This is a genomic window from Paenibacillus sp. FW507-14B1B (genome assembly GCF_058781425.1).
Map to the genome: position 1 here is coordinate 1,349,116 of NZ_JBYSWS010000001.1, position 23,703 is coordinate 1,372,818.

Annotated in this window: 23 protein-coding genes; 4 read left to right on the forward strand and 19 right to left on the reverse strand. The window is 45.4% G+C overall.

Annotated elements, in window-relative coordinates; translation table 11 throughout:
- Positions 1-38 precede the first annotated feature (38 nt).
- The 7 genes from rpoZ to AC3WJJ_RS06545 all read right to left on the reverse strand — a co-directional run bounded on the left by rpoZ (position 39) and on the right by AC3WJJ_RS06545 (position 7,860).
- Positions 39-239: a DNA-directed RNA polymerase subunit omega gene (gene rpoZ, locus AC3WJJ_RS06515; protein WP_492539014.1), complete on the reverse strand. Its 201-nt coding sequence runs from the start codon at positions 237-239 to the stop codon at positions 39-41.
- 58 nt (positions 240-297) lie between these two features.
- Entirely contained in the window at positions 298-873 is a 576-nt protein-coding gene (gene gmk, locus AC3WJJ_RS06520) for a guanylate kinase (protein ID WP_422660487.1), read from the reverse strand.
- A gap of 14 nt (positions 874-887) precedes the next feature.
- The gene (gene remA / locus AC3WJJ_RS06525; RefSeq protein WP_006209218.1) at positions 888-1,148 is read right to left on the reverse strand and encodes an extracellular matrix/biofilm regulator RemA; all 261 of its coding nucleotides are present in this window, start codon (positions 1,146-1,148) and stop codon (positions 888-890) included.
- Between the two features lie 51 nt (positions 1,149-1,199).
- A complete protein-coding gene (locus tag AC3WJJ_RS06530) occupies positions 1,200-2,084 on the reverse strand; it encodes a YicC/YloC family endoribonuclease (protein WP_492539016.1) in 885 nt (294 codons plus the stop codon).
- A gap of 38 nt (positions 2,085-2,122) precedes the next feature.
- The gene (locus AC3WJJ_RS06535) at positions 2,123-3,997 is read right to left on the reverse strand and encodes a bifunctional homocysteine S-methyltransferase/methylenetetrahydrofolate reductase (RefSeq protein WP_492539018.1); all 1,875 of its coding nucleotides are present in this window, start codon (positions 3,995-3,997) and stop codon (positions 2,123-2,125) included.
- 164 nt (positions 3,998-4,161) lie between these two features.
- Complete coding sequence (gene dapF, locus AC3WJJ_RS06540) at positions 4,162-4,998, reverse strand: diaminopimelate epimerase (protein WP_492539020.1); 837 nt, start codon at positions 4,996-4,998, stop codon at positions 4,162-4,164.
- A gap of 72 nt (positions 4,999-5,070) precedes the next feature.
- Positions 5,071-7,860 (reverse strand): calcium-translocating P-type ATPase, SERCA-type, encoded by a 2,790-nt coding sequence (locus AC3WJJ_RS06545; protein ID WP_492539022.1) that lies wholly within the window; start codon positions 7,858-7,860, stop codon positions 5,071-5,073.
- A gap of 184 nt (positions 7,861-8,044) precedes the next feature.
- On the opposite strand from AC3WJJ_RS06545, the gene AC3WJJ_RS06550 reads away from it, so the two are divergent.
- The gene (locus AC3WJJ_RS06550) at positions 8,045-9,805 is read left to right on the forward strand and encodes an Rqc2 family fibronectin-binding protein (RefSeq protein ID WP_492539024.1); all 1,761 of its coding nucleotides are present in this window, start codon (positions 8,045-8,047) and stop codon (positions 9,803-9,805) included.
- A gap of 159 nt (positions 9,806-9,964) precedes the next feature.
- On the opposite strand, the gene AC3WJJ_RS06555 is transcribed toward AC3WJJ_RS06550, so the two are convergent.
- From AC3WJJ_RS06555 to AC3WJJ_RS06590, 8 genes are all read right to left on the reverse strand, one after another.
- Entirely contained in the window at positions 9,965-10,849 is an 885-nt protein-coding gene (locus tag AC3WJJ_RS06555; RefSeq protein ID WP_492539025.1) for a PHP domain-containing protein, read from the reverse strand.
- Positions 10,850-10,947: 98 nt separating this feature from the next.
- On the reverse strand, positions 10,948-11,385 hold the full coding sequence (locus tag AC3WJJ_RS06560; RefSeq protein WP_422660480.1) for a hypothetical protein: 438 nt from the start codon (positions 11,383-11,385) through the stop codon (positions 10,948-10,950).
- Between the two features lie 237 nt (positions 11,386-11,622).
- Positions 11,623-11,886, reverse strand: a complete 264-nt coding sequence (locus AC3WJJ_RS06565) for a YlbG family protein (protein ID WP_422660479.1) — start codon at positions 11,884-11,886, stop codon at positions 11,623-11,625.
- Positions 11,887-11,933: 47 nt separating this feature from the next.
- Positions 11,934-12,371, reverse strand: a complete 438-nt coding sequence (locus tag AC3WJJ_RS06570) for a YlbF/YmcA family competence regulator (protein WP_492539027.1) — start codon at positions 12,369-12,371, stop codon at positions 11,934-11,936.
- Positions 12,372-12,541: 170 nt separating this feature from the next.
- Positions 12,542-14,419, reverse strand: a complete 1,878-nt coding sequence (locus AC3WJJ_RS06575; RefSeq protein WP_492539029.1) for a helicase-associated domain-containing protein — start codon at positions 14,417-14,419, stop codon at positions 12,542-12,544.
- The gene (locus AC3WJJ_RS06580; RefSeq protein ID WP_492539031.1) at positions 14,416-16,197 is read right to left on the reverse strand and encodes a DNA repair helicase XPB; all 1,782 of its coding nucleotides are present in this window, start codon (positions 16,195-16,197) and stop codon (positions 14,416-14,418) included. Before AC3WJJ_RS06580 ends, AC3WJJ_RS06575 begins: the two co-directional genes overlap by 4 nt.
- A 165-nt stretch (positions 16,198-16,362) precedes the next feature.
- Positions 16,363-17,532: a M20 family metallopeptidase gene (locus AC3WJJ_RS06585; RefSeq protein WP_492539033.1), complete on the reverse strand. Its 1,170-nt coding sequence runs from the start codon at positions 17,530-17,532 to the stop codon at positions 16,363-16,365.
- A gap of 29 nt (positions 17,533-17,561) precedes the next feature.
- The gene (locus AC3WJJ_RS06590) at positions 17,562-18,065 is read right to left on the reverse strand and encodes an NUDIX hydrolase (RefSeq protein WP_492539035.1); all 504 of its coding nucleotides are present in this window, start codon (positions 18,063-18,065) and stop codon (positions 17,562-17,564) included.
- Positions 18,066-18,340: 275 nt separating this feature from the next.
- Between AC3WJJ_RS06590 and AC3WJJ_RS06595 the strand changes: the two genes are divergently transcribed.
- Positions 18,341-18,688 (forward strand): YugN family protein, encoded by a 348-nt coding sequence (locus tag AC3WJJ_RS06595; RefSeq protein ID WP_492539037.1) that lies wholly within the window; start codon positions 18,341-18,343, stop codon positions 18,686-18,688.
- A gap of 10 nt (positions 18,689-18,698) precedes the next feature.
- Positions 18,699-19,922, forward strand: a complete 1,224-nt coding sequence (ftsW, locus tag AC3WJJ_RS06600; RefSeq protein ID WP_492539039.1) for a putative lipid II flippase FtsW — start codon at positions 18,699-18,701, stop codon at positions 19,920-19,922.
- Positions 19,923-19,959: 37 nt separating this feature from the next.
- Here the strand turns inward: ftsW and AC3WJJ_RS06605 are convergent, their stop codons facing one another.
- Complete coding sequence (locus AC3WJJ_RS06605) at positions 19,960-20,346, reverse strand: Asp23/Gls24 family envelope stress response protein (RefSeq protein ID WP_422660471.1); 387 nt, start codon at positions 20,344-20,346, stop codon at positions 19,960-19,962.
- Between the two features lie 157 nt (positions 20,347-20,503).
- On the opposite strand from AC3WJJ_RS06605, the gene cax reads away from it, so the two are divergent.
- The gene (gene cax / locus AC3WJJ_RS06610; RefSeq protein WP_422661413.1) at positions 20,504-21,577 is read left to right on the forward strand and encodes a calcium/proton exchanger; all 1,074 of its coding nucleotides are present in this window, start codon (positions 20,504-20,506) and stop codon (positions 21,575-21,577) included.
- 182 nt (positions 21,578-21,759) lie between these two features.
- On the opposite strand, the gene AC3WJJ_RS06615 is transcribed toward cax, so the two are convergent.
- The 3 genes from AC3WJJ_RS06615 to AC3WJJ_RS06625 form a co-directional block, all read right to left on the reverse strand.
- Complete coding sequence (locus tag AC3WJJ_RS06615; RefSeq protein WP_422660470.1) at positions 21,760-22,047, reverse strand: Fpa/YlaN family protein; 288 nt, start codon at positions 22,045-22,047, stop codon at positions 21,760-21,762.
- Between the two features lie 176 nt (positions 22,048-22,223).
- The gene (locus tag AC3WJJ_RS06620) at positions 22,224-22,469 is read right to left on the reverse strand and encodes an HPr family phosphocarrier protein (RefSeq protein ID WP_422660469.1); all 246 of its coding nucleotides are present in this window, start codon (positions 22,467-22,469) and stop codon (positions 22,224-22,226) included.
- Positions 22,470-22,562: 93 nt separating this feature from the next.
- Positions 22,563-23,678 (reverse strand): aminopeptidase, encoded by a 1,116-nt coding sequence (locus AC3WJJ_RS06625; protein WP_492539042.1) that lies wholly within the window; start codon positions 23,676-23,678, stop codon positions 22,563-22,565.
- Positions 23,679-23,703: the final 25 nt, after the last annotated feature.

Here is a 23,703-nt window from a genome sequence, read left to right on the forward strand (position 1 = left end):
CATGAATCAATTTCATTAGATTCTGTCTATTCCGAAATCTACTCTTCGCCTTTTTCTACAATAAGGTAGCCACCGTAAATTTCCTCAAGAGCAACGCCCACTTGTTTATGGGACTTCGGGTTTTTCAGCTCGGAGATTTCTCCTTCGCGCAGTTGACGTGCACGGCGGGAAGCCGCAACAACGAGCGAATACTTACTGTCTACTTTGTTCATCATTTCATCGATGGATGGATAAAGCATAGTTCAAAGCACCTCATTTTCATATACTAATTATCTTTACACTGTAAACAGAAGTACATTATTTCATAACTTTACAGTGTTCGGCAATAATAATAGATTCTATTCGTTTGCACGCAAGATTGATTTCATCATTGACCACCGCATAGTCATAGTGCCGGATCAATTCCATTTCATCAACTGCTACAGACATCCTATGGTCTATCGTAGCCTGATTTTCCGTGCCTCGTCCTACAATCCGATCCTTCAATTCATCTAGAGACGGCGGAGTAAGGAAAATGAAAACACCATCAGGGAATTTCTCCTTCACTTTCAAGGCGCCCTGTACTTCAATTTCCAGAATGATATCCTTGCCACTCGCGATGGTTTCTTCAACAAAATCACGAGGGGTACCATAATAATTACCGACATACTCCGCATATTCCAGGAGTTCATCATTCTCAATCATGGAAAGGAAATGTTCCCGTTCCTTGAAGAAATAGTTCACACCATCTACTTCACCCATACGTGGTTTTCTCGTCGTTGCAGACACCGAATATACGAGATCTGGAATACGAGGTCGAAGTGCACTACATACCGTTCCTTTTCCTACACCGGATGGACCGGACAATACAATTAATAATCCCTTTGTAGACATAATACTCCCCATCTTTATTCGTCGTTGTCATCATCTTTGCTGGATAAACGGTGAGCAACCGTCTCAGGCTGTACAGCCGACAGAATAACATGATCACTGTCGGTAATAATTACAGCCCTTGTCCGGCGACCGTATGTGGCGTCAATCAGCATATGACGATCCCTTGCTTCTTGAATGATCCGCTTAATCGGAGCCGATTCAGGGCTCACGATAGAAATGATTCGATTGGCCGATACGATATTCCCGAAGCCGATATTAATGAGTTTGATTGCCATATTGCGGTTGCTCCCCCTATACATTTGACTCTATTTGCCGAATAAGCCTGTTCATTCTACATTTGCGGCTTGTTCACGAATCTTCTCCAGTTCCGCTTTCATTTCGACAACACGGTTTACCAGAGTCAGATGATTGGCTTTCGATCCAATCGTATTGACTTCCCTGTTCATTTCCTGGATTAGAAAATCCAGCTTACGTCCCACAGGACCACTCTGATGAAGTAGCTGTCTGCACTGTTCAAAATGACTATACAGACGAGTAAGTTCCTCATCAATATTGGAGCGTTCCGCAAACAAAGCTATTTCCATTCCAAATATATGTTCATCGAAAGTCAACGAGCCGTCATTCAAGACCTCCAATCGCTGACGCAGGCGTGTCCGGTATTCATCCGTCACGGTCGGTGCCAGGCTCACCATCTCTGCTTGCAAGAGCTGAAGGCGTTCAATCCGCTGCTCCATATCTTTGGCTAAGTGAGTTCCCTCTGCAATGCGCATTTGCATCAGTCCATCTAATGCCTCGTCAAGCCCTCTGCAGAGCATTTCGCTCCACTGCTGGCGTTTATCTTCCCCCAGCTGTTCGCTTCGACTGACCAAAACATCTGGCAGTGATAGAATGTCAGTGATTGTCGGTTTCCCTTCAATGCCGTAGCACTCCAATTCATCCGCGGCTTTCAAATAAGCCTTAACCATCGCATGATTAAGGACCGCCGAGAAGCTCTCGCCGTCGCTCTCTTTATTAATGTAAACATCGATCCGCCCTCGAGAAATTCGAGACTGTACAGTTCTCCTTAAAGAATCTTCGAAACAGGCCCATTCGCGCGGCATGCGGAATACTGCTTCACAATACCGGTGATTGACCGACTTCACTTCAAAGGTAACGGTATAACCTTCAAATTTGATGGCAGATTGACCAAATCCGGTCATACTTAATGACATCGGAATCACATCCATTATACTATTGTAATTGAAAATTATTAATGAAACAAGGGGGACAATCGGCGCCCTGATAACTCCCATACGTATTCTGTCAACTGAACACTCATCTCGTAAAACATAAACGGAGTCATCAAATATATACCATTGAAATGTTTTGTTGCAACATCCAATAATTCCTTGCCGATCTTCACACCCATCGCACGGCCCTCTTCGCCTTCTAGCCCCGCCATCCGCTGACGAACCTCATCAGACAATTGGATACCTGGAACCTCGTTATGAAGATATTCTGCATTTCGTCCGCTTGCTAAAGGCATGATCCCGATGAAAATAGGAATATCTAAATGCTTAGTAGCCTCTTTCAACTGAACGATGAGTTCTGGATCATAGACTGGCTGGGTCATGACATAGTCCGCACCACTTGCTATTTTTTTCTCCAAGCGCTGAACCGCTTTATCAAGGTTCCTTACATTCGGATTAAACGCTGCTCCAACAACAAACTTCGCCTTCTGCTTGAGCGTTTTACCTGAGAATGCTACACCTTGGTTGAGCTGCTTAATCATTCGAATAATCTCAAATGAGGTAAGGTCATAAACGGAACTGGAACCAGGCAAATCTCCGAACTTTGCAGGGTCACCCGTTACTGCGAGGACATGATCAATACCAAGTGCATCAAAGCCCATCATGTGGGACTGTGTTCCGATCAAATTCCGATCTCGGCAAGCAATATGAATCAATGGCCGGATTCCAGTACGACTAAAAGCAAGGTGTCCGAGTGCCATGTTGCTCATCCGGGTAACAGCAAGCGAGTTGTCAGCCAGCGTAAGCGCGTCTACCCCAGCTCTTTTGAGCGCTTCAGCACCCTTCATAAACTTCGTGATATCCAGATCGCGTGGAGGGTCCAGCTCAACAATGACGGTATGCCGCTCCTTCACAAGATCAACAAGCGTAGGTTCTCCGCCGCGTTCTACAGTTTCTTGTGGTTCTACCTGTTCGTGCAGTACGATTCGATCCGTCTCTTCGATAGAAGTGTCTGATAAAGGCGCTGGAAGATAGTCACTGAGCGCAGCTGCAATCTTAGTAATATGGGCTGGAGTAGTTCCGCAGCAACCACCAATAATTCGAGCTCCCTGCTCAGCAAACTTTAATGCCATCTGACCAAAGTACTCTGGACTCGCTCCATAACGGTATTCCCCATCCACGTAATCCGCAATCCCTGCATTCGGGAATATAGAGATAGGAATTGATTTGTAGCCCTGAAGCGTCTCCAATGCACGCAGCATGCCGTTAGGTCCGGTACGGCAGTTAAATCCGAATACATCCGCACCTTCCTGATGTACGATACGAAGCGCTTCATTCATGGTATATCCATCAAGCGTCCGAGCGATATCCTCTACTGCGAATTGCGAGATGATAGGCACATCACTTACCTTGCGAACTTGGGACAAGGCAAGCAACATTTCCTCAACATCATAGAATGTCTCTAGTAATATTCCATCCACGCCTTCAGTTAGTAGAGAATGAATCTGCTGCTGAAAGTACTTCTTCAACTCATCGGTTGAGATATTATTCCGCTTTCCCCCACGAATGGAACCCATCGCTCCAAGAACATAGCCATTCTTGCCAGCAGCTTCACGAGCAATCCTTACTCCGGCCCGGTTAATCTCATCCACTTTGGATTCCAGACCGTATTTGGAAAGCTTGTCGTAGTTCGCTGAGAAAGTGTTACTCTCAAGTATCTGGGCACCCGCTTCTATATACTGGCGATGAACATCACCTATAACCTCGGGTGAGATCAAATTTAACTCTTCATAAGATATTCCTACTGGAAACCCTTTTTGATATAAAAATGTACCCATCGCCCCGTCCCCGATTAGTACCTTATTTCCCCATGCTTGCCGCAGATCCGGTCTCATCGTACTCCCCCCGCCTGACTGTAGTTTCACCTTAATGTATCATAAATGGTTCCAAAAGATAAAGAGACAAAGAGGGTAGCTTCTATCCCTTCTTTGCCTCTTTATCTTTCATTATTTTGCCAATATCAGTCCATCAGCTCAAAGAAAATTTCAAAAATATGCACTTACTCTGGAACCCTTCCCTCATATACCGTATCAGCCGCTCCCGTCATATAAACATGATTATCCTTCTCATCCCACTCGATGAATAAGTCTCCACCTTTCAGTGAGATCACCGCAGCGCGATCTGTAGTACCATTCAGCACGGAAGACACTAACGTCGCACATGCACCAGTCCCACAAGCTAGTGTAGGTCCAACCCCACGCTCCCACACTCGCATGTCCACATAATCCCGAGCTCGAACAGTCGCGAATTCAACGTTAATTTTCTTAGGGAACAACGGATGAACTTCAAGCTTTGGCCCCCACAAGGATAGATCGAACTGAGTGGCATCCTCGACGTAGATTACGCAGTGAGGATTCCCCATCGACACTGCTGTAAATTTGAATTCCTGTCCATCGACCTCAATGGATTGGTTCACAACAGGACTCTGATTCAATGTAGTAGGAATAATTAAGCCTTCTAGGATCGGTTCTCCCATGTCAACGCGTACGCTTTTGACCACATCCCCCTCTAAACGAAGACCAACCTTTTGAACACCTGCTCCAAGCGTTTCAATTGTAATCTCACTATTCACGGTATACCCGTAATCATATACGTATTTAGCCACACAACGAATGGCATTCCCACATTGCTCTGCTTCTGAACCGTCAGAATTTATAATTCTCATCCGAAAATCTGCTTTCTCAGAAGGCAAGATATACACAAGTCCGTCAGCACCGATCCCAAAAAATCGGTTGCACCATTTTACAGCTAATTCTGCAGCATTAACAGGCATCTCTTGCTCGCCATATACGATAATAAAGTCATTTCCGAGTCCGTTCATTTTCGTGAATATCATAATAAACCCATCTCCTCTGCAGCTGTTGATGAAAATCAGCATACCGCAGAAAGATGGGTTTTCAAATTTACTTTATGCCGAAAGGTTTGCACTTTTCGTCATCATGTTGCGACGATTACGATGACGTTTCCCTCCCCATACGCTGCCTATTCCCATTAAGAACGTTGGTATACCAGCTGCAACAAGTGTAATTGCCCACTCCCGAAGTCCAAGCGGAACCGTCTTGAAGATTGGCTGCAACGCCTCAATATACATAACACCCAGCATGAGAAGAACGGATGAGAGTACAGCGAGTACCAAATATTTATTTTGAAACGGATTCCGGTGGAAAATGGATCTGGAACTTCTACAGTCAAATACATGAATTAACTGTGCCATGACCAAGGTGGCAAAAGCAACAGATTGCGCTTTAGCCAACTGTCCTGCTTGATCAGGTGCTGTTCGTAATGTAAGCCAGAACGCCCCTAGAGTACACAGACCAATCAACACTCCACGGCTAATAATTTTCCATCCGAGACGTCTTGCAAATATGTTCTCCTTCGCACCCCGAGGCTTATGTTCCATAAGATCCTTCTCAGGTTGATCGACACCAAGGGCCATCGCCGGAAGACCGTCGGTCACAAGGTTCACCCATAGAATCTGAATCGGTACTAACGGTAACGGCAGACCCATCATCATAGCAAAGAACATGGTCAGGATTTCGCCAACATTTGAGGCGAGGAGATATCTAATAAACTTGCGGATATTCTCATAGATGCTTCGCCCCTCTTCGATCGCTGCTACGATTGTTGAAAAGTTATCATCGCTCAGCACAAGAGCCGATGCTTCCTTCGTGACATCTGTCCCTGTAATCCCCATAGCAATCCCGATATCAGCTGCCTTGATCGCAGGCGCATCATTGACACCATCTCCGGTCATAGCTACGACATGACCCTTTCGCTGAAGCGACTTCACAATTCGAAGCTTGTGCTCCGGTGATACCCGCGCATACACAAAGGTCTGATCCACCTTCGCATCTAGTTCCTTATCGTCAAGCCTAGAGAGCTCCTGCCCAGTCATCGAAAGACCGTTACGCGGCATAATGCCAAGCTGATTCGCAATAGCTTCCGCTGTAGTCCGATGATCACCCGTGATCATCACGGTTTTAATGCCTGCACGGCGACAGGTTGCAATAGCATCTCGAACTTCACGCCGCGGCGGGTCGATCATACCGGCAAGACCTGCGAATATCAGCTGGCATTCCGCTTCCGTTTCCGTCTCTGGTTTTTCATAAGAACGGAGATCACGGTAAGCCATTCCCAGTACACGCAGTGCAGAGGAAGCCATCGATTCGTTCGCAGCAAGTACCTTTTGCCGTAAGGTTCCAGTTAAAGGCACGATATTACCTTCCCATAAAATATACGCGCAGGCATCCAGAAGTACATCAGGAGCACCTTTCGTACATATCAGTCGACCTCCCTGATGACTGACAACGACAGACATCAGCTTCCGCTCGGAATCGAATGGAAATTCCTTATCCCGCTTATATGTGGTAGCTAATGCGCTTTGTCCTAACCCCATTTTGGCTGAGAGCGTAAGTAGCGCTCCTTCCGTCGGGTCTCCTTTAAGCTCCCAATTGGTTGATACTGCTTCATTTTTGTTCTTTTTCTTCATCTTTGGAGCTTCAGCTATATCTTCATAAATTTCCGCGTTATTACATAATCCACCTATTTGCAAAAGTCTTCTCAAAGTCTGATCCGTCCGTAATTCAATGGGCTTACCATTCTTTAGAATCTGACCAACAGGCTCATATCCTTGACCTGTCACTTCCATCATTCGGCCATCAAGCCAGATACGAGTTACCGTCATCTTGTTTTGGGTTAGCGTGCCTGTCTTATCCGAGCAGATGACAGAAGCACAGCCGAGCGTCTCAACCGATGGGAGTTTACGAACGATAGCCTTTCGTTTAATCATCCGCTGTACACCGAGAGCCAGTGCAATCGTGACGATGGCCGGTAACCCTTCAGGAATAGCAGCAACGGCAAGGCTAACACCTGCAAGGAACATCCCTGATGCTGGCTGACCATGCAAAATACCAGCCACAACAACGAGAATCGTGAGTACGAGAGATACAGCAATTAAAATCTTACCGAGCTGTTCGAGACGATGCTGTAACGGAGTTTCTTGCGATTCTGTATTTTGGATCAAATCAGCGATTTTCCCCATCTCGGTATCCATCCCTGTGCGGATGACCACGCCTTTTGCAGTCCCTCTCGATACCATCGTGCCCATGTAACCGATATTTTTACGATCCCCAAGTGGCACATCTTCTTCGGCTATGGCCTCCGAATGCTTATTTACAGGAAGTGACTCTCCGGTTAGCGCCGATTCCTCCACACTGCAACTGCTTGTCTCCAACCAGCGAACATCTGCGGGGATCCGATCACCGCTTTCCACCAAAATGACATCTCCTGGGACCAATCCTTTTGCGGCAATATGAATAACTTTGCCATCCCTAAGTACTTTAGACGTCGGTGCTGATAATTGCTTCAGCGCACGAAGTGAACGTTCTGCTCGAAACTCCTGAACAAAACCAAGCACCCCATTAATCAGTATGATCGCGATAATCGTCACGGCATCCAGATATTCTCCAAGCAATCCAGATACCAGTGTGGCACCAAGGAGCACAAGCACCATGAAGTCCTTGAATTGATTCAACAACAGCGTGAACGGAGATATTTTGGCTCCTTCGGACAACTCGTTCCAACCGCTTTTTTTACGTCTTTCTTCAGCATCCTCTTCCGTGAGGCCCTGCTGCGGATGCACCCGCATCACCTGTTGCAGTTCATCAACATCCATCTGGTGCCATAACTTTTGTTCCATGCTTCCTTTCCCTCCCGGTTGTTTCTCCTGTTCCGGCGGATGACAGCTTTTCCACCTCTCAACGTAAATGTATTCGGACAGGTTCACAAATATCACAGCATAGCTATTAAGTTTTTGCCTGAAGTGTGGCATCATAGAGAAGGAATGAAGTAGGGGCAATGCTAGCAGATAGGAGAAATGACCAATGGCACTTGATGGAATCGTAACACGGGCGATCGTGCATGAGCTTGAGGCCTGCAAAGGCGCCCGGATCAGTAAAATATATCAACCGAACGAACGCGACATTGTATTACATATCCGCACACAGCAAGGAAACGCTAAAATTTTGCTATCCGCAAACCCAACGTATCCGCGGGTACATCTAACAGAAGAGACCTTCGTCAACCCAAGCGAAGCGCCTATGTTCTGCATGTTAATGCGCAAGCATTGTGAGAGTGGGATTATTGAGGAGATCACGCAGGTGGGGATGGAACGGATTATTCATATCCGTGTTCGTCAGCGGGATGAGCTCGGGGATCTTTCCTCCAAACTGATCATCATCGAACTTATGGGGCGTCACAGCAATATTATCCTGACAGATCCATCCACAGGCACCATTCTAGATGGAATTCATCATGTCACACCGGCCATTAGCAGCTACCGGGTCATTATGCCAGGTTTTGCTTATACAGAGCCACCTCAGCAAAATAAGCTGAATCCGCTCGATACCGAACAGGAAGCATTCCGAGAATCCTGCCTTGTTAGTCCAGATAACCCTATAACTTGGCTCGTAGATTCTTTTAGTGGAATGAGTCCGTTAGCGGCACAAGAAATAGCCCACCGAGCTGGTTATGTATCTAGCACAGAAGATGTGGGCACGGAGAAGAATTGTGGCGGTTTATGGACCGCTTTCTCTGAGGTCATGGAAGATGTCAGAAACTATCGATTTACGCCGACAGCTGGGTTAAACACCAAAGGAAAACTCGTATTCTCCGTTATACCACTAACGATGCTTACTGGAGATACGAAGACCTATGAATCAACAAGCAAATGCTTAGAAGACTACTATGGAGACAAGGCTCAGCGGGACACCGTTAAGCAGAAGGTGAGTGATCTCCTTCGCTTCCTGCAGAACGAGCGGTCTAAAAACATCAAGAAGCTGGACAATCTGAACAAGGATCTGGAAGAAGCAGGAGATGCTGACCGGTACCGTATTTCAGGAGAACTCCTCTTTGCTTCACTGCATATGATCCAAAAAGGAGACAAGCAAGTGGAACTCGTTAACTTCTACGACGAGGATCAGAAGACGATCATCATTCCACTTGATCCCTTACTTTCTCCTTCCGATAATGCGCAGCGATACTTCAAGAAATACAATAAATACAAGAACAGCTTAGCAGTTATTGATGAACAGCTCATCAAGACACACGAGGAGATTAATTATATTGAGAACCTGCTGCAACAGCTTTCTCATGCGTCAATGAATGATATCGACGAGATTCGAGATGAACTTGTTCAGCAAGGTTATCTCCGCGACCGCGGCCGCAAGACCCGTAAGAAGAAAAAGAACGACAAGCCGACCCTGCATATGTATACATCCTCAGAGGGAATCGAGTTATACGTAGGTAAGAACAATTTGCAAAATGAGTATGTCACGAACCGACTGGCCTCTTCGAATGATACTTGGCTACATACGAAGGACATTCCGGGTTCTCATGTTGTTATTCGCAGCGATCGCTTCGGAGAGGATACACTTCAGGAAGCCGCACAACTTGCCGCTTATTACAGCCAAGCTAAAGAGTCCAGTAGTGTCCCTGTGGATTACACACTGATTCGTCATGTGCGTAAACCAAGCGGATCCAAACCCGGATTTGTGATCTATGATCACCAGAAGACATTGTTTGTGACACCTGATGAGAAGCTCATTAAAAGTCTGCCGAATGTAATCAAAAATCAGCGTAACTAGTCACCTGTCAACAAAATCTATTAACAACAGGTCTAAGCCTCAGTCATTACAGACAAAATCAGGGATATCCAAAAGGTCTTTGACCCCCGGATATCCCTGATTCTTTATATATGTCACGATCGACCACACTCTATCTTCGTGGCTCCTAGTTACGAATCTTTAAAACCTTCCACGCGCTGACTCTAACTGCTCCAATACTTCTTCGGTTACCCTCTTATCTCCAAGGTCGCCATGAAACACAATGTCCTGCCGCTCACCATGATAATCAGACCCCGCCGTAACGATCAGTTTAAATTCCTCCGCCAATGTCAAATAACGAAGTTCGTCCTCTTGGTTGTGATCCGAATGAAATACTTCAATGCCAGATAACTGCGCTTGCTCAAGAATGGATCTAACAAGTTTATCATCACCATATAACCCCGGATGCGCCAGTACCGCCGTCCCACCAGCCTCCCTAATCCATTGACATGCTTCTTGAGGTGAAATACGGGGCTGAGGAGCGTATGCAGGAGCTCCTTGTGCCAAATATCGATCAAACGCATCACGCATATCCGTGGCGAATCCCTTTCGAACGAGAGTGTCTGCAATATGTGGACGCCCGATACTCTCGTCTGGTTTTAGTTCACGTTCTAATCCAGAGATTACCTCTTCCATTGTAATAGGGATCCCTAACTTTTGAAGATTGGCAATGATTTTCCCATTTCGTTCATTTCTCGTATTTCGGAGATTAGCAAGACGGTTTAAAAATTTAGGATTGTTCGCATCCACAAAATAACCCAAGATATGAATATCTACTCCACCAGCCATCGTGCTGATTTCCACTCCAGGAATCACCTTAACACCATACTTCACTCCCGCTTCCATTGCCTCTTGAACGCCGGAAACCGTATCGTGGTCGGTAATTGCAACTGCAAATAATCCTTTTTCATAAGCAAGGCGTACATTTTCGGTAGGTTCGTTCATTCCATCAGATGCTTGCGTATGGGTATGTAGATCACAGCCTTTCTGGATGGCGTTGATTGATTTCATTGGACGATCATCCATCTTTACAGCCCCTTTCCTTATTCACTATTATTCCTTCATTCTAGCGGATTACATCTCTTTGGTACAAAAAAAAGGCATCCGTGCAACTGCACGCATGCTTACTTCCGTTTACGACTGTTCTTAATTAGCGTCATACGCCGAGAATGGCGCAGCCATGAGTAATAGGATTTCAAATCCCGAAGTTCTATTGTCTCTGACATTCTTCCCAGAAAAGTTACGATGATCATTCGATGAAGAGGGTTTCCAATTAGATCACGTTCGTGTTCTAACTCCGAAAACTCCGCAACCACAACAAGATCATCATCAATAAGATACACGTCCTGCTCATTTCGATAATACGGAACAATGCGATCCTGCTTTAAACATTCCCACATCCATGCTCCAATCTCATCATGCGGAGTATCACTATGCTCCACACGATCCGTATATCGGCTCTTTGCATGATTCGTTATTACAATGTCAGCTACCTTCTTATCATTTAACGTAATGTAAAACGGTTCGTAGGTGCTCCACCGCTCAGTCCCTTTGTCGCGCATGGATAATCACTCTCCACCAAATGGGTCTTTGTATCTATGTATATATACCCAACATATTACATCATTCCTTAATTATGCACAAGGCAGAAACATTTCTCATTGTGAATAGTTCTTGAATATTAAAAAAATTCCAGCCTAAAAAACCACACAATTTTCAGAAATAAAAAAAAGCAGCCTTTCGGCTGCTAAGTATTTCGTTATAGATATTACGGGCAAGACCCAGAATCAGGAACAAACTTAAGGTCCGAAAAACTTGGTCTTGTCAGGCCCATTACTGCTATATTCTGTCTTGATTTCGTTTCGGTACGAGCGTTCGATTTTACGAACATAGGAAAGTCTGCGAATATTCTTAACAGTCTCTTCCGCCCGCTCTGCATTTACATACATCACAACGTATTGCATACGGCGCGAGATATAATGTACACTACCATACTTTTCAAGGTTTCTAGCTGCCTTCACATCACTAACCCAAATAATATAACCGGTTCGTTCCGCCAACATCCGTAGTCTCGCCTCTCTTTCATCTCTATCTCTATCTACACCTTACGCTAGCCACACTGGCAACCGCCGCCACTCCCGCAACCTTTCTTCGGAAGAGCATTATTACTAGGTACCTTAATCGTGTCGGAAACTGATAGTGCAATCTTCTCCGACATATTGAACAGAAGGTCATCCAAGTTCTTCTCAGCAAGTTTAAAGCGCGTAACAGCCTCAAACGCTTCCAACTCCGCTTCTACTGCGCTAACTTCATCCTTCGCTGAATGATAGTTCGGGTGGAAATGACCAAACCGCTGGGTCTCTTCGAATAATTCCTTCTTCGATTCAAGCTTATGGATCAAAGCCTGAATATTCGGATCATTCTCGACGGCCTGTTTCCAATATAGATAATCCGCCACTTCGACGGAAGCATTAATCATGTCACCCAATTCATAGGCGTAGGTGAGCACCTCGGCCATATCAACCGTGTTCAATTCTGATACGCTCATGATCTCATCCCACTTCTTTACAGATTAGTCCTCCTCAAAAGGTGGACTTCTTTATCATAGCATATCAGTCGCTGCTTAAGAAGGGGGAAACTGTAGTTTGAATCTCATCAGATTGAACCACTCCGTTCCAAGATCAGAGAGCTTTCTCCTTGATTAAGTGATTACTATCCTCACGATAAATCAGGTACAATGAGCCTCATTTCTTGCCAATCTCCTTCACCAAGCTCAGCCGTTACCGCTTCCGTCTTATCTGGTGTAAAGATCATTCCTAGCATACGCCATGGATTGCGAAGCAATCGCTGTGGAATGAACACTACTCTCTCATTCTTTATACTAAGCTCCACTTTAATCTTCCAATCTAACGCTTGCTCTAATATCTGTTTAGCTGTTGTAGCATGATATGTACGCCAATCTCTTGTCCACATCACCGGAATCTTCTCAAGTCCTGGAAATAAACTTGCGCAATCTGGTATATCTACATCCGGCTCATAGTAGTGCTCATTTCTTCCACTGTACACGAGACTCGGAGAGGCGAAGTGGTTAAAGTCCCCTTCAAAATATCGAACGCGTAAAGCTCCATCGTCAACATAGTCATCCGCAGCTGCATGAGATGTACTTGATCCCAAGACCTGTTCAAATCCGCCGATCTGTCGTTTTGGAGGAAGACCTGCTACGTTTAATATTTTTCTAATTTCAGAAACACGCTGTGGCTGCACAGCAAAATGCAACGGACCCAAACGATGTATCCATTCAGTAAGTTTAGGATGAGCCGCAATCTGGTCGCCTTCATCGGAAGTTTCACACTGCAAGACTGTCAATTCTGCAAAAGAGGTTCTTCCCACTTCTCTTCCCCACTGTACAAGGGCAGCCTCTACGTTATCAGGCACGCCTGTCAGCGCCTGTTCAGTTATAAAACCAGCCACACACTCTGGTCTAATCCCCAGATCTGCTGCAAGCGCAACAGATCCCTTGGTTAGACGGTAAACGGACATATGATCATCAGATATATGCTCGGCACAACGAGCCAGTCGCCAGCGAACGGCAAAAGGGGTTTCTGGCGGTACCAACACTTCATAATCGGGTTGAACAAATAAATAGCCATTTCTTGATTCAGTCGTTCTCGTAATAATGCCATGAATTAGCTCTCTTATCGGAACCTTCCAGCGAATAAGATAGTGATCGTCACTGCCTATGCCCACATCTGCCCAGCCCGCACCAGCTAGGAAGCGAAGCCATGCTTTCCCCTTTTCATATAGCTCATCCCGATGCTCCGGATTCACCATTCCTTCTGTTATCATTTCATCCAGCATAAGGCTCACATCGTACCATGTGTTATCTTTAAATGCTTCGTGACATAACAGTTGCCTGAAATGCTGAATTTCTGGATTAGTACGGCCGTATCTTTCCATAATGCTCTGAAAAAGAAGATGGTTCATTGCCTCCCATGAAAGATCCATCCATTCTTCTACGGCATCCTCCTTCAACACGAAGGCGTGACTCTCCTTGATTAGTAGACCTAGACTAAGCATCAAGTCGAGCATTACCGCAACACGCGGTGGATACACGTCTGAATGCGCATATTCCAGTCCAATAGCAGCGATATCTTCTCCCGTGAGACCCTTTTCATCATCTAGCTTTTGGATATGCTTCTTATGTATGGTGCCTTTTGAAGTTAAGGGGAGCCCCTCATTCTTGGCGGTATACACCAATGCATTAAATACATCTAGCACCAGTCCCGGCTTCGCCTCGAATAATAGAGAAGCTGTGGAAACCTCGCCTAGTTCCTTCGATGGGCTATAGAATGCAGCTTGAACCGTAAGTAATCTGTCCGAAGGGATGAAGCATAACCGCTCACCCCAGGCCTTTTTGACCGCACAGACCCATCCCTCTTGCCGCAACTTTAGAAAAGCTGTCATGACTTCAGCGCCACTCAAAGGCAACAGGTTAAGTCCGAGCAATTTCTCCTCTGTAAACACTTGCCCCGCATAGGATAGCCAAATTCGATGCAACACAAGTCTTTCGTATTTGGACAATGGTTCTAAGCTCATGTCGTACCTGCCGCCTCCTTCCCAAGTTCCGGATCATCTTCAATAGCTTGCATTGTATCGTTTATTAAATTGGGTTCCGTCACCGTTCGATACCGATAGCCCTGTTCAATCAGAAACAGTTGCCTCCGGAGTGCAAATGTCTCCTCCCGGCTGTCTTGCGATACGAGCGCATAGAAATACGCTCTGTTATCTCCAGATTTTGGACGAAGAATACGACCTAGCCGCTGTGCTTCTTCCTGCCTCGAACCAAAGCTACCAGAAATCTCAATTGCTACAGACGCATCTGGTAAATCCACTGCAAAATTGGCTACCTTGGAAACGACAAGGACCTGTTGTTCCCTTTTTCTAAAAGCCGCATATAGCTCATTCCGCTGTGACTGTGGCATTTGGCCAGAGATAAGTGGAACACCGAGCTGAGTAGAGATCCTTTCTAACTGATCCAGGTATTGCCCTATGATAAGCATCTGTGCGCCCGAATGGTGCTGAAGCAGCCGTTTCACCACATCGATCTTCGCAGGATTCTCTGATGCTAATCGGTACTGCTCACGAGTTCCTGCATAGAGGCACTTCTCTTTCAACTGTTCTGGCATGGGCACGCGCACTTCAACACAATCCACAGATGCGATCCAGCCTTTGTCCTCTAGCGACTTCCAAGGCATTTCATAACGCTTCGGCCCGATTAGGGAGAATACATCATGCTCACGTCCATCTTCCCTAATGAGGGTAGCGGTTAATCCAAGTCGCCGCGTTGCCTGAATCTCAGCGGTGGCACGAAAAACGGGTGCAGGAAGCAGGTGAACTTCATCGTAAACAATCAGACCCCAGTTTCGCTCATTAAACAATTTCATATGGCGTAACTCGTCCTCTTTACTATGACGATGGGTTAGAATTTGATAGGTAGCCACCGTTACCGGTCGAACCTCTTTACGCTGTCCTGTATACTCACCGATTTCGTTCGCCTGAAGTGTTGTCTTGTCCTCCAATTCTGTCATCCATTGCCGGACAGAGGTTGTATTCGATGTCAGAATAAGCGTCTCACATTGAAGCTCTCGCATCGCTGCCATACCTATGATCGTCTTCCCTGCGCCACAAGGAAGCACCAGCACGCCACTTCCGCCCTTTCCCCCACTATCTCGAAACGCTTCTACTGCCTCTTGCTGGTAATCACGAAGTCGAAAGGGAAGTTTCTGTCCCAATATAGACTCCTCTTTATTCTTATCCTCTGCTTCATCTTGTTCACCATGCCATCGAATATGAAGGAATTGCCCATCCTGATAGCCGGCATAGTCCATCACAGGGAATCCAAGTCGGGTTAACTCCTGCTTCAGCATCCCTCTTCGGTCCGCCGAGATCTCTGCCACTAAATGGGTAATGAAACGAAGGCCAATCTTGGAGAGCGACGATTGCCTACGTATCTCCTCCATAAGTTCTTCATCCTCGCATCGGAGAATAAGAGACTGCTCGCGGTCAGGATGCTGTATTAGCGACAGCTGTCCATATCTCGTTACAAGACGCTGTATCTCTTCGCTTAGTGCAGCGGGTACATCCCAGCGTGAGATGGACTCTAAGCTTTCGCATATTTCCTTGGCTGTCCAACCTGAAGACGCTGCGTTCCAGAGCGACAATGGTGTGATTCGATATGTATGGAAAGAGGGCGGGCTTTTAACCAGATCGGCATATCGTGACAATTGCTCACGGGCTTCCTCGAAACCGGTATGACCCACCTCCAAAAGGATAGTCCGATCCCGCTGTACAATGCACGGCTTGTCTTGTGTCATCATGTAGTCCTCCTTGGCTGGCCCTTGAATATTTGGCCTTATTCGCAAAAAGAAGTTCATCTCCGTCTAATACACGGATCTGAACTTCCCATAGTTATACTCTTCCCAATTTCTCCCGGTTCAATGCGTCTAGTACTCTCTTAAACGGAAAGCAGAATCCTATATTTATTCATCCTGATAGGAACGAGTCATTTCAATGATAAGCTTTAATCCATGGAGCATAGCATCCTCATCAAAGTCAAACTTCGGATGATGATGTGGATAAACCGCCCCCTTCGCCATATTCCCCGCTCCTACAAACATAAAGCATCCTGGTATCTCACGCAAATAGTATGCAAAATCCTCCGCAGGCATGATCTTAGGAGATAACATAACATGCTCCTCTCCAAATATGCTTGGGGCAGTCTGGAAAAAGCGCTCCGCTTCCTTCTCATCATTCACAACAGCTGGGTAGCCGGTAAGATATTGTACCGAGCTTTCCGTTCCGTAAGTTTCGGCTGTCGCCTTTGTTATCGTCTCTAATCGAGTACGAATAAGCTTTTGTGTTTCTTCGTCAAATGTACGCACGGTTCCGGTAATACGGCAGCGGTCAGCAACTACATTCTGGGCTGAGCCCCCCTGGATAGTTCCCACTGTAACGACAGCCGGTTGAAGCGGATCGACAGACCGACTAACAATGCTCTGCAGCTGCATAACCAGAGCAGAACCCGCTACTACAGCATCAGCCGTCATATGTGGCATTCCTCCATGGCCGCCCTTACCAATAATATCAATAAAAAACTCATCTGCCGCCGCCATCATTGGGCCCGGAGCACTGGACGCTTTCCCAAGCGCGAGCGGTGTCCACAAATGCAAACCGTAGATCACATCTGCTCCATCTAATACCCCCGCCTCAATCATCCCCAGCGCGCCCCCAGGACATACCTCCTCAGCTGGTTGGAACACAAATCTGATCTCTCCTCGAACCTGTTCCTGTATTCGCTTGAAATACGATGCCGCCGCCAGCAATATAGACGTATGACCATCATGCCCGCAAGCATGCATTACACCTTCTACAGTGGACTTGTATTCACAGTTCTTCTCATCCTGGATCGGGAGTGCATCCATATCTGCACGGAGTACGACCGTCCTCCCGGGTTGCCCACCTTTCAGAATAGCCATAACGCCATGCCCACCAAGACCCGAGGTTACTTCATAATTCATTTCTCGTAGACGAGCCTCTACGAACGAAGCTGTCTTTTGTTCCTCAAAAGAAACTTCAGGATGCTGATGTAAATATCGACGCCATTCCACCATTTGTGGAAATAATCCTTCCAAGTCAACTGCCTCGTTCATATCACTCATCCTTCCCCCGTCTCAATGAATCAATCTAACTTCAGCAATCCATGAAGTACACATAACATCAGTGCATGTCCTATCATGCTGTCATTACTCCTACCTTCTCTCACTTCTCGATAAACTTTTCGGAGTGGAACCCATACGGGGTTAACGTCCTCGTCTTTATCCTGTCTAAGCTCTGTGACCTGCCGGACATCATCGGTGAAATAAAAATGAACTCTTCTGTTCGCAAGTGAAGCCAATGGGTAAGCGCTTCCTATATACTTGATATCACCGCACAGGATCCCCGCCTCTTCCTCTAGCTCCCGCTGCACTGCGACGACCTTCTCTTCCCCCGGCTTAATAGTACCTCCTGGCAGCTCCAAGGTTTGTTCGCCTATGGCTTCTCTATGCTGCCGCACTAGCATCACACAATTCTGATGAATGACGACCACTGAAGCTGATTCAGGGATCATGTCATGAACAATTATCTCGTGGTTCTTCGTTTCTTCGACGACGTAATATTGCGATTGATATATAGCGCGGTTCATAATAGCACCTCTTTTCCTATGAAATCATCATAAGAATAAATAAACCTCTAGCTAATGAACCCCAAACATTGGAAGTTATAATATTCTTCATTGTATCAGAAATATGTTGACCCATATACTTCAAATTGATCAATATGCCATCATCATATCTCTTCATATAACAACAGCCTGTCGGACCTTGCAATTGACGAACCGGCAGGCTTGCACAAGTTCTTGAAACATACTATCATATTTAAAGAACTTTGTAGGGACTAATTAAGGAGGTTACTAACGCCATGATTTTTGAAAATACGGGCTTGGATGGCTTGAAAAGCGATTTAGCTTATCTTGATGAAAGTGCAGAGAAGGTAGGCTTCGTCCGCTGGCAGTGGGAATACTACAGAGCTACATATGATTTGAAGATCGAAGATAAGAAAAGCGAGTCAGAGTACTACCTCCGCATCAACACACGCGCTGTTGAAGGAAAATTGGAGAAGCCTGACACTGTACTCCAGATTGAAGCCGTTTACTTGGGAAAGGCAACCTTCCCACACGGTCTAGAATACGAGACACCAGCTCCACAACCGGTTATGAATCTTGCTAATAAGAAGTTGCAGGAACTGAAATCGCTGCTGGAAGCGTAATGGTAATGTTATGAAAACAACAAAACCACAGCCCAAGAGAGGGACGCCGGATTTCCAGCTGCTGATCCTTACCTTGCTGTTGGTGGGATTCGGACTGATCATGGTGTTCAGTTCCAGCTCCAGCTTGACTGTTTTTTCTGAAAAATTTAGTTATGACCCGTTTTACTTTTCTAAAAAACAGCTTATTTTTGCAGTTCTCGGGACATTTGTGATGCTGGTTGCCATGAACATTAATTACAAGAAATATAAAAAGCTATTTATCCCTGTCTTTTTCATTACGATGATTCTGCTCATTCTGGTCGTTGTTCTCGGTGCGGCCACCAATGGTGCTTCCAGCTGGTTTAATCTCGGTAAGCTGGGAATCCAGCCGTCAGAGCTGGCCAAAATCTCTACCATTGTGTACCTCGCAGCTCTGATTTCGAAGAAAGGGGAACGGATCCGTCAATGGAAGGGCGGATTCTTCCCCGTACTGATCATCGTAGGTGTTGTAGCCGGTCTAATTATGCTTCAGCCCGACTTGGGTTCGACATTTATTCTTGTAGCTACATGCGGCCTAATTATTTATGCCGGAGGCGCGAGTATGAAGCATATTACAGCCTGTATATCTCTTGTTGCGCTTGGATTGGTTCTAACCATTGGAATTGGTTCCTTATTCGGTTCTTCTGGGGGAGATGCCGAGGGCCAGACAGGTAGCAATTATAAGATGGGTCGAATCGAGGCATTCCTTGACCCTTTCAAGGATCAATCAGGTACCGGGTATAACCTAGTTCAATCGCTGATTGCCATCGGCCAGGGAGGCGTAACAGGCGCAGGATACGGTGAAGGTGTTCAGAAACTTCATTATCTACCCAATCCCTACAACGACTTTATCTTCTCCGTCATCGGAGAAGAGTTCGGATTTATTGGTACGACGATATTTTTAATGCTATATCTGTATTTCATATGGAGGGGAATTATTATTGCGCTCCGCTGCCCGGATCCTTTCGGTACATTGACCGGCATAGGAATTATGGGCTTGATCGCCATTCAGGCGTTCATTAATATCGGTGGTGTGACAAACACCATTCCAATCACGGGTGTTACCCTTCCATTCATCAGCTACGGCGGTTCTTCTCTACTTGTTATGATGCTTGCTATGGGGATTATGCTTAGTATTTCCAGAGAAAGCAATCGACCTGATAAAGAAGAACATGTAAAATCCGTCGTCAAAAAAGACTACCGGCCAGCCCGGTAGTCTTTTTGTGTTCTGCTAATTTAATTGTTTATGCGACTTATTTAGCACGATAAGAAGCATCATCGATCTCATCGTCTTTGAAAGCTACGCCTTCTACTTTAACGTTAACTTCTACAACCCGAAGGCCCGTCATGCTCTCTACAGCCTCACGAACGTTTTGCTGAAGCATACGGCACACTTCATGTATCGGTGTCTCGTACAAAACAATAATGCGCAGATCGATCGCCGCTTCAAGCTGACCTACCTCTACTGTCACACCTTTTTGTACATTTTTGCCGCTAAGACGTTTCGCCCAGCCCTCGGACAATCCACCAGACATCGCTGCGATCCCTGGAGTTTCCAAAGCCGCCATTCCAGCAATTTTCGAGACGACATCATCCGATATTCGAATTAACCCGTTATCCAGTTGAAGTTGTTCTGCCATGCCATATCCTCCTTCACCCTCATTATCCGTTATTGTAAATCCTAACAGGCCCAAAAAGCAAATCTCTAGTTGCAAGTTGTGTTTATTTAAGGCATTGTAATGGGTATAAAAGTATGGATACTAAAGTTTTTACATATTAATAAGGTAGGTGTTTATGTTGAAAAAATGGCTGAGTCCAGCGCTGTTAGTTATTACTTTCTTACTTAGTGCAGCGGGTCATTTCTTGGGTTGGAATTTCACCCTGCAGTTTATTTTATCAGCCATTTCAGTTATTTTTGTCGCAGGCTTTCTCGGAAAAGCGACAGAAAGCGTGGCACACTATGCTGGACAACGGCTCGGTGGTTTCCTGAATGCAACCTTTGGTAATGCTGCTGAACTCATTATTGCTATCCTCTTAGTTAAGCAAGGGTTATACGATATGGTTAAAGCAAGCATAACCGGTTCTATCATCGGAAATTTACTGCTTGTTCTAGGGTTAAGTGTATTTGCAGGAGGCCTGAAATTTAAGATTCAGAAATATAACGTTACACTTGCAGGATTAAATGGTTCTCTGATGATTCTTGGAATTATCGCACTCTTTATTCCGGCTGTATTTCTGAACACGCACTCCATAACAGAGTCGGATACTAAATTTCTCAGTCTCGTGGTCGCTGGTATTCTCATCGTCGCTTATCTAGCATGGCTGCTCTTCTCTATGATCACACATAAGGATTATTTAAATGATGTCAGCAATGACGGTGAACAAGAGGAGCTGGCTCATGAGCACGCTCCCACGTGGTCCAAAGGCCGCTCGATTCTTTACCTTGTTGTAGCTACCGTTATGGTCGCCTTTGTCAGTGAGTGGTTAGTAGGTGTCCTTGAGCCTGTAAGTCATGAATATGGACTCAGTGAACTGTTTGTTGGTGCATTCCTTGTTGCAATCGTAGGTAATGCTGCTGAGCATAGTGCTGCGATTATGCTGGCTATGAAGAACAAGATCGGTGCGGCAGTAGAAATTGCGGTTGGCAGCAGCCTGCAGATCGCCCTATTTGTTGCTCCTGTTCTGGTCTTTATCAGCTTTTTTATGGGTGACACGATGGATATCGTATTCACAACGATAGAGCTGGTCGCCATCGGTGTAGCCGTCTTTATTGCCAAATCCATCACACAAGACGGTGCAACCAACTGGTATGAGGGTCTGATGCTGCTGGCTGTGTATGTAATACTTGGCTTCTCCTTTTACCTTGTCTAAGACAAGATTATAAATATTCTTACTTCTCATACAAAAGACGCGCTATACGGAGCTTAAGCTTCCACATAACGCGTCTTTTGTAGCAGATCCCTATTGAAGTTTCTAAAACATTTTTTATCAAAAAAACGCATGCCGACACTTTCTCACGCATGCGTTTCTATGTATCGCCTGTATAACACAGGCTATTCGGCTTGATTCATGGCTTCATATAAAAGAGCCAGATTACGCTCTAACTTGCTGAGTAGCTGTTTCCCTGTTACTTCCGAAAGAAGTCCAGCCCGGACAGCGAAGTCAACTTCTCTTGAAAATCCGTACATTTGGGTATCCAGCACTTCCTCATAGAGAGGGCAATAACGGGTTGCCAGATTCTCCATCTGTACTTCAATGAGCTTTTGAATTTTATCTGCATCTTCATTTAGAAGACTGATCGCTTTAAGGTTGAGCTGTTCTTGCAAATCAGATGAAGTCATGATCTTCCCCCCTATGTCAATATCACAGCACGGTTCTACCTCTAATATTAGACGATATCGCAGGTCAATACAAGAACCACTTCAAAAAGTAGACCCTAGAAATCTTATTTATAATCATTCTTTCTTAAATCTAAAAAAACATCCTTCCTACAGTAGGAAGGATGTTTCTGCTGATCTTATTCAGCAACTACAGTGACATTAAGGCCATGCTTTGTAAACACGTCGATCATTGCCTTTTTTGCTTCCTCAGCGTCTGGGCCATGAACGTGTAACTCATAGCTTTGGTGGCTCACAAGTGTAGTGAACAAACCTAAAATACTCTTAACATCGATGTACTTGTTCTCAGCCTGCAAAACGATAGAGGAAGAGAATTGACTTGCGGTCTGAGAAATGTCTACGACTGTCGCATTAGTATTGGACATACGAATCCCTCCGTAACTTTAGGATATTAGGAAGCTTTGTATTGCTTCTTCATGATACCTTGAATCCGTTTTCTCGCGCAACTATATTTCGTCTTATTTCAGATTTTCGGGGTTTAGCCCCTCTAGTTCTGGAATGACGAATAGACCGTCTTTGCGAATCAATACATCATCGAAATAGATTTCTCCCCCGCCATACTCCGGACGCTGAATCAATACAAGATCCCAGTGGATGGAAGAACGATTGCCATTGTCCGTATCTTCATATGCTTGACCTGGCGTAAAGTGCAGGCTTCCAGCAATCTTCTCATCAAACAAGATATCTTTCATCGGGTTCAAAATATAAGGGTTAAAACCAATAGCAAACTCTCCGATATAACGAGCTCCCTCATCGGAATCAAGGATTTCGTTAAGGCGTTCAGTATCACTGCTCGTTGCCTCTACGATTTTGCCGTTTTCAAAACGGAATTTAATGTTTTCAAAGGTAACACCATTGTATAACGTTGGGGAATTATAAGAAATCGTGCCGTTTACGGAGTCACGAACGGGTGCGGTGTATACTTCGCCATCAGGAATATTTTTTTGTCCTGAGCATTTTTCGGCCCCAATCCCTTTAATAGAGAAACTCAGATCTGTACCTGGACCAACAATACGAACCTTATCTGTCGTTCTCATCAATTCTGCGAGCGGATCTTGTGCGCGATCCATCTTGGAGTAATCCAAGTTGCAGACATCAAAATAGAAATCTTCAAAAGCCTCCGTGCTCGTATTCGCTAGTTGCGCCATACTTGCATTCGGATAACGGAGCACAACCCACTTCGTGCGTTTAACACGTTCTTCACTATGTACAGGGTGCGAATACAGCGCATTGTATAACTTCATGTTTTCTTCTGGAACATCAGCGAGATCATTCACATTCTCTCCAGCACGAATACCAATGTAACAATCCATTTCTTTCATACGGGCCAAATCAAGTTCTGCCCACAATGTAAGTTGCTCTTTTGTTGCATTTTTCAGCATCGCGCGCTGAACGGTCTTATCTGTAAGCTGGACAAAAGGATGTCCTCCCTTTTTTCCCACTTCTTCAATAATGGCATTGAGCAAGTCACGCTCAGAACCAATCATTTCAATTAAAACATTTTCCCCTGGCTGCATATCAACAGAATAACCGACCAGGTTTTCTGCTAATTTCTGAATTCTTGGATCCTTCATAAATGTTTACCTCCCTTGAGCTAGT

Coding starts and splice junctions, on each gene's coding strand:
- rpoZ (WP_492539014.1), bottom strand. CDS start 239: ATGCTTTATCCATCCATCGATGAAATGATGAACAAAGTAGACAGTAAG.
- gmk (WP_422660487.1), bottom strand. CDS start 873: ATGTCTACAAAGGGATTATTAATTGTATTGTCCGGTCCATCCGGTGTA.
- remA (WP_006209218.1), bottom strand. CDS start 1,148: ATGGCAATCAAACTCATTAATATCGGCTTCGGGAATATCGTATCGGCC.
- AC3WJJ_RS06530 (WP_492539016.1), bottom strand. CDS start 2,084: ATGTCATTAAGTATGACCGGATTTGGTCAATCTGCCATCAAATTTGAA.
- AC3WJJ_RS06535 (WP_492539018.1), bottom strand. CDS start 3,997: ATGAGACCGGATCTGCGGCAAGCATGGGGAAATAAGGTACTAATCGGG.
- dapF (WP_492539020.1), bottom strand. CDS start 4,998: ATGATATTCACGAAAATGAACGGACTCGGAAATGACTTTATTATCGTA.
- AC3WJJ_RS06545 (WP_492539022.1), bottom strand. CDS start 7,860: ATGGAACAAAAGTTATGGCACCAGATGGATGTTGATGAACTGCAACAG.
- AC3WJJ_RS06550 (WP_492539024.1), top strand. CDS start 8,045: ATGGCACTTGATGGAATCGTAACACGGGCGATCGTGCATGAGCTTGAG.
- AC3WJJ_RS06555 (WP_492539025.1), bottom strand. CDS start 10,849: ATGGATGATCGTCCAATGAAATCAATCAACGCCATCCAGAAAGGCTGT.
- AC3WJJ_RS06560 (WP_422660480.1), bottom strand. CDS start 11,385: ATGCGCGACAAAGGGACTGAGCGGTGGAGCACCTACGAACCGTTTTAC.
- AC3WJJ_RS06565 (WP_422660479.1), bottom strand. CDS start 11,886: ATGTTGGCGGAACGAACCGGTTATATTATTTGGGTTAGTGATGTGAAG.
- AC3WJJ_RS06570 (WP_492539027.1), bottom strand. CDS start 12,371: ATGAGCGTATCAGAATTGAACACGGTTGATATGGCCGAGGTGCTCACC.
- AC3WJJ_RS06575 (WP_492539029.1), bottom strand. CDS start 14,419: ATGAGCTTAGAACCATTGTCCAAATACGAAAGACTTGTGTTGCATCGA.
- AC3WJJ_RS06580 (WP_492539031.1), bottom strand. CDS start 16,197: ATGACACAAGACAAGCCGTGCATTGTACAGCGGGATCGGACTATCCTT.
- AC3WJJ_RS06585 (WP_492539033.1), bottom strand. CDS start 17,532: ATGAACGAGGCAGTTGACTTGGAAGGATTATTTCCACAAATGGTGGAA.
- AC3WJJ_RS06590 (WP_492539035.1), bottom strand. CDS start 18,065: ATGAACCGCGCTATATATCAATCGCAATATTACGTCGTCGAAGAAACG.
- AC3WJJ_RS06595 (WP_492539037.1), top strand. CDS start 18,341: ATGATTTTTGAAAATACGGGCTTGGATGGCTTGAAAAGCGATTTAGCT.
- ftsW (WP_492539039.1), top strand. CDS start 18,699: ATGAAAACAACAAAACCACAGCCCAAGAGAGGGACGCCGGATTTCCAG.
- AC3WJJ_RS06605 (WP_422660471.1), bottom strand. CDS start 20,346: ATGGCAGAACAACTTCAACTGGATAACGGGTTAATTCGAATATCGGAT.
- AC3WJJ_RS06615 (WP_422660470.1), bottom strand. CDS start 22,047: ATGACTTCATCTGATTTGCAAGAACAGCTCAACCTTAAAGCGATCAGT.
- AC3WJJ_RS06620 (WP_422660469.1), bottom strand. CDS start 22,469: ATGTCCAATACTAATGCGACAGTCGTAGACATTTCTCAGACCGCAAGT.
- AC3WJJ_RS06625 (WP_492539042.1), bottom strand. CDS start 23,678: ATGAAGGATCCAAGAATTCAGAAATTAGCAGAAAACCTGGTCGGTTAT.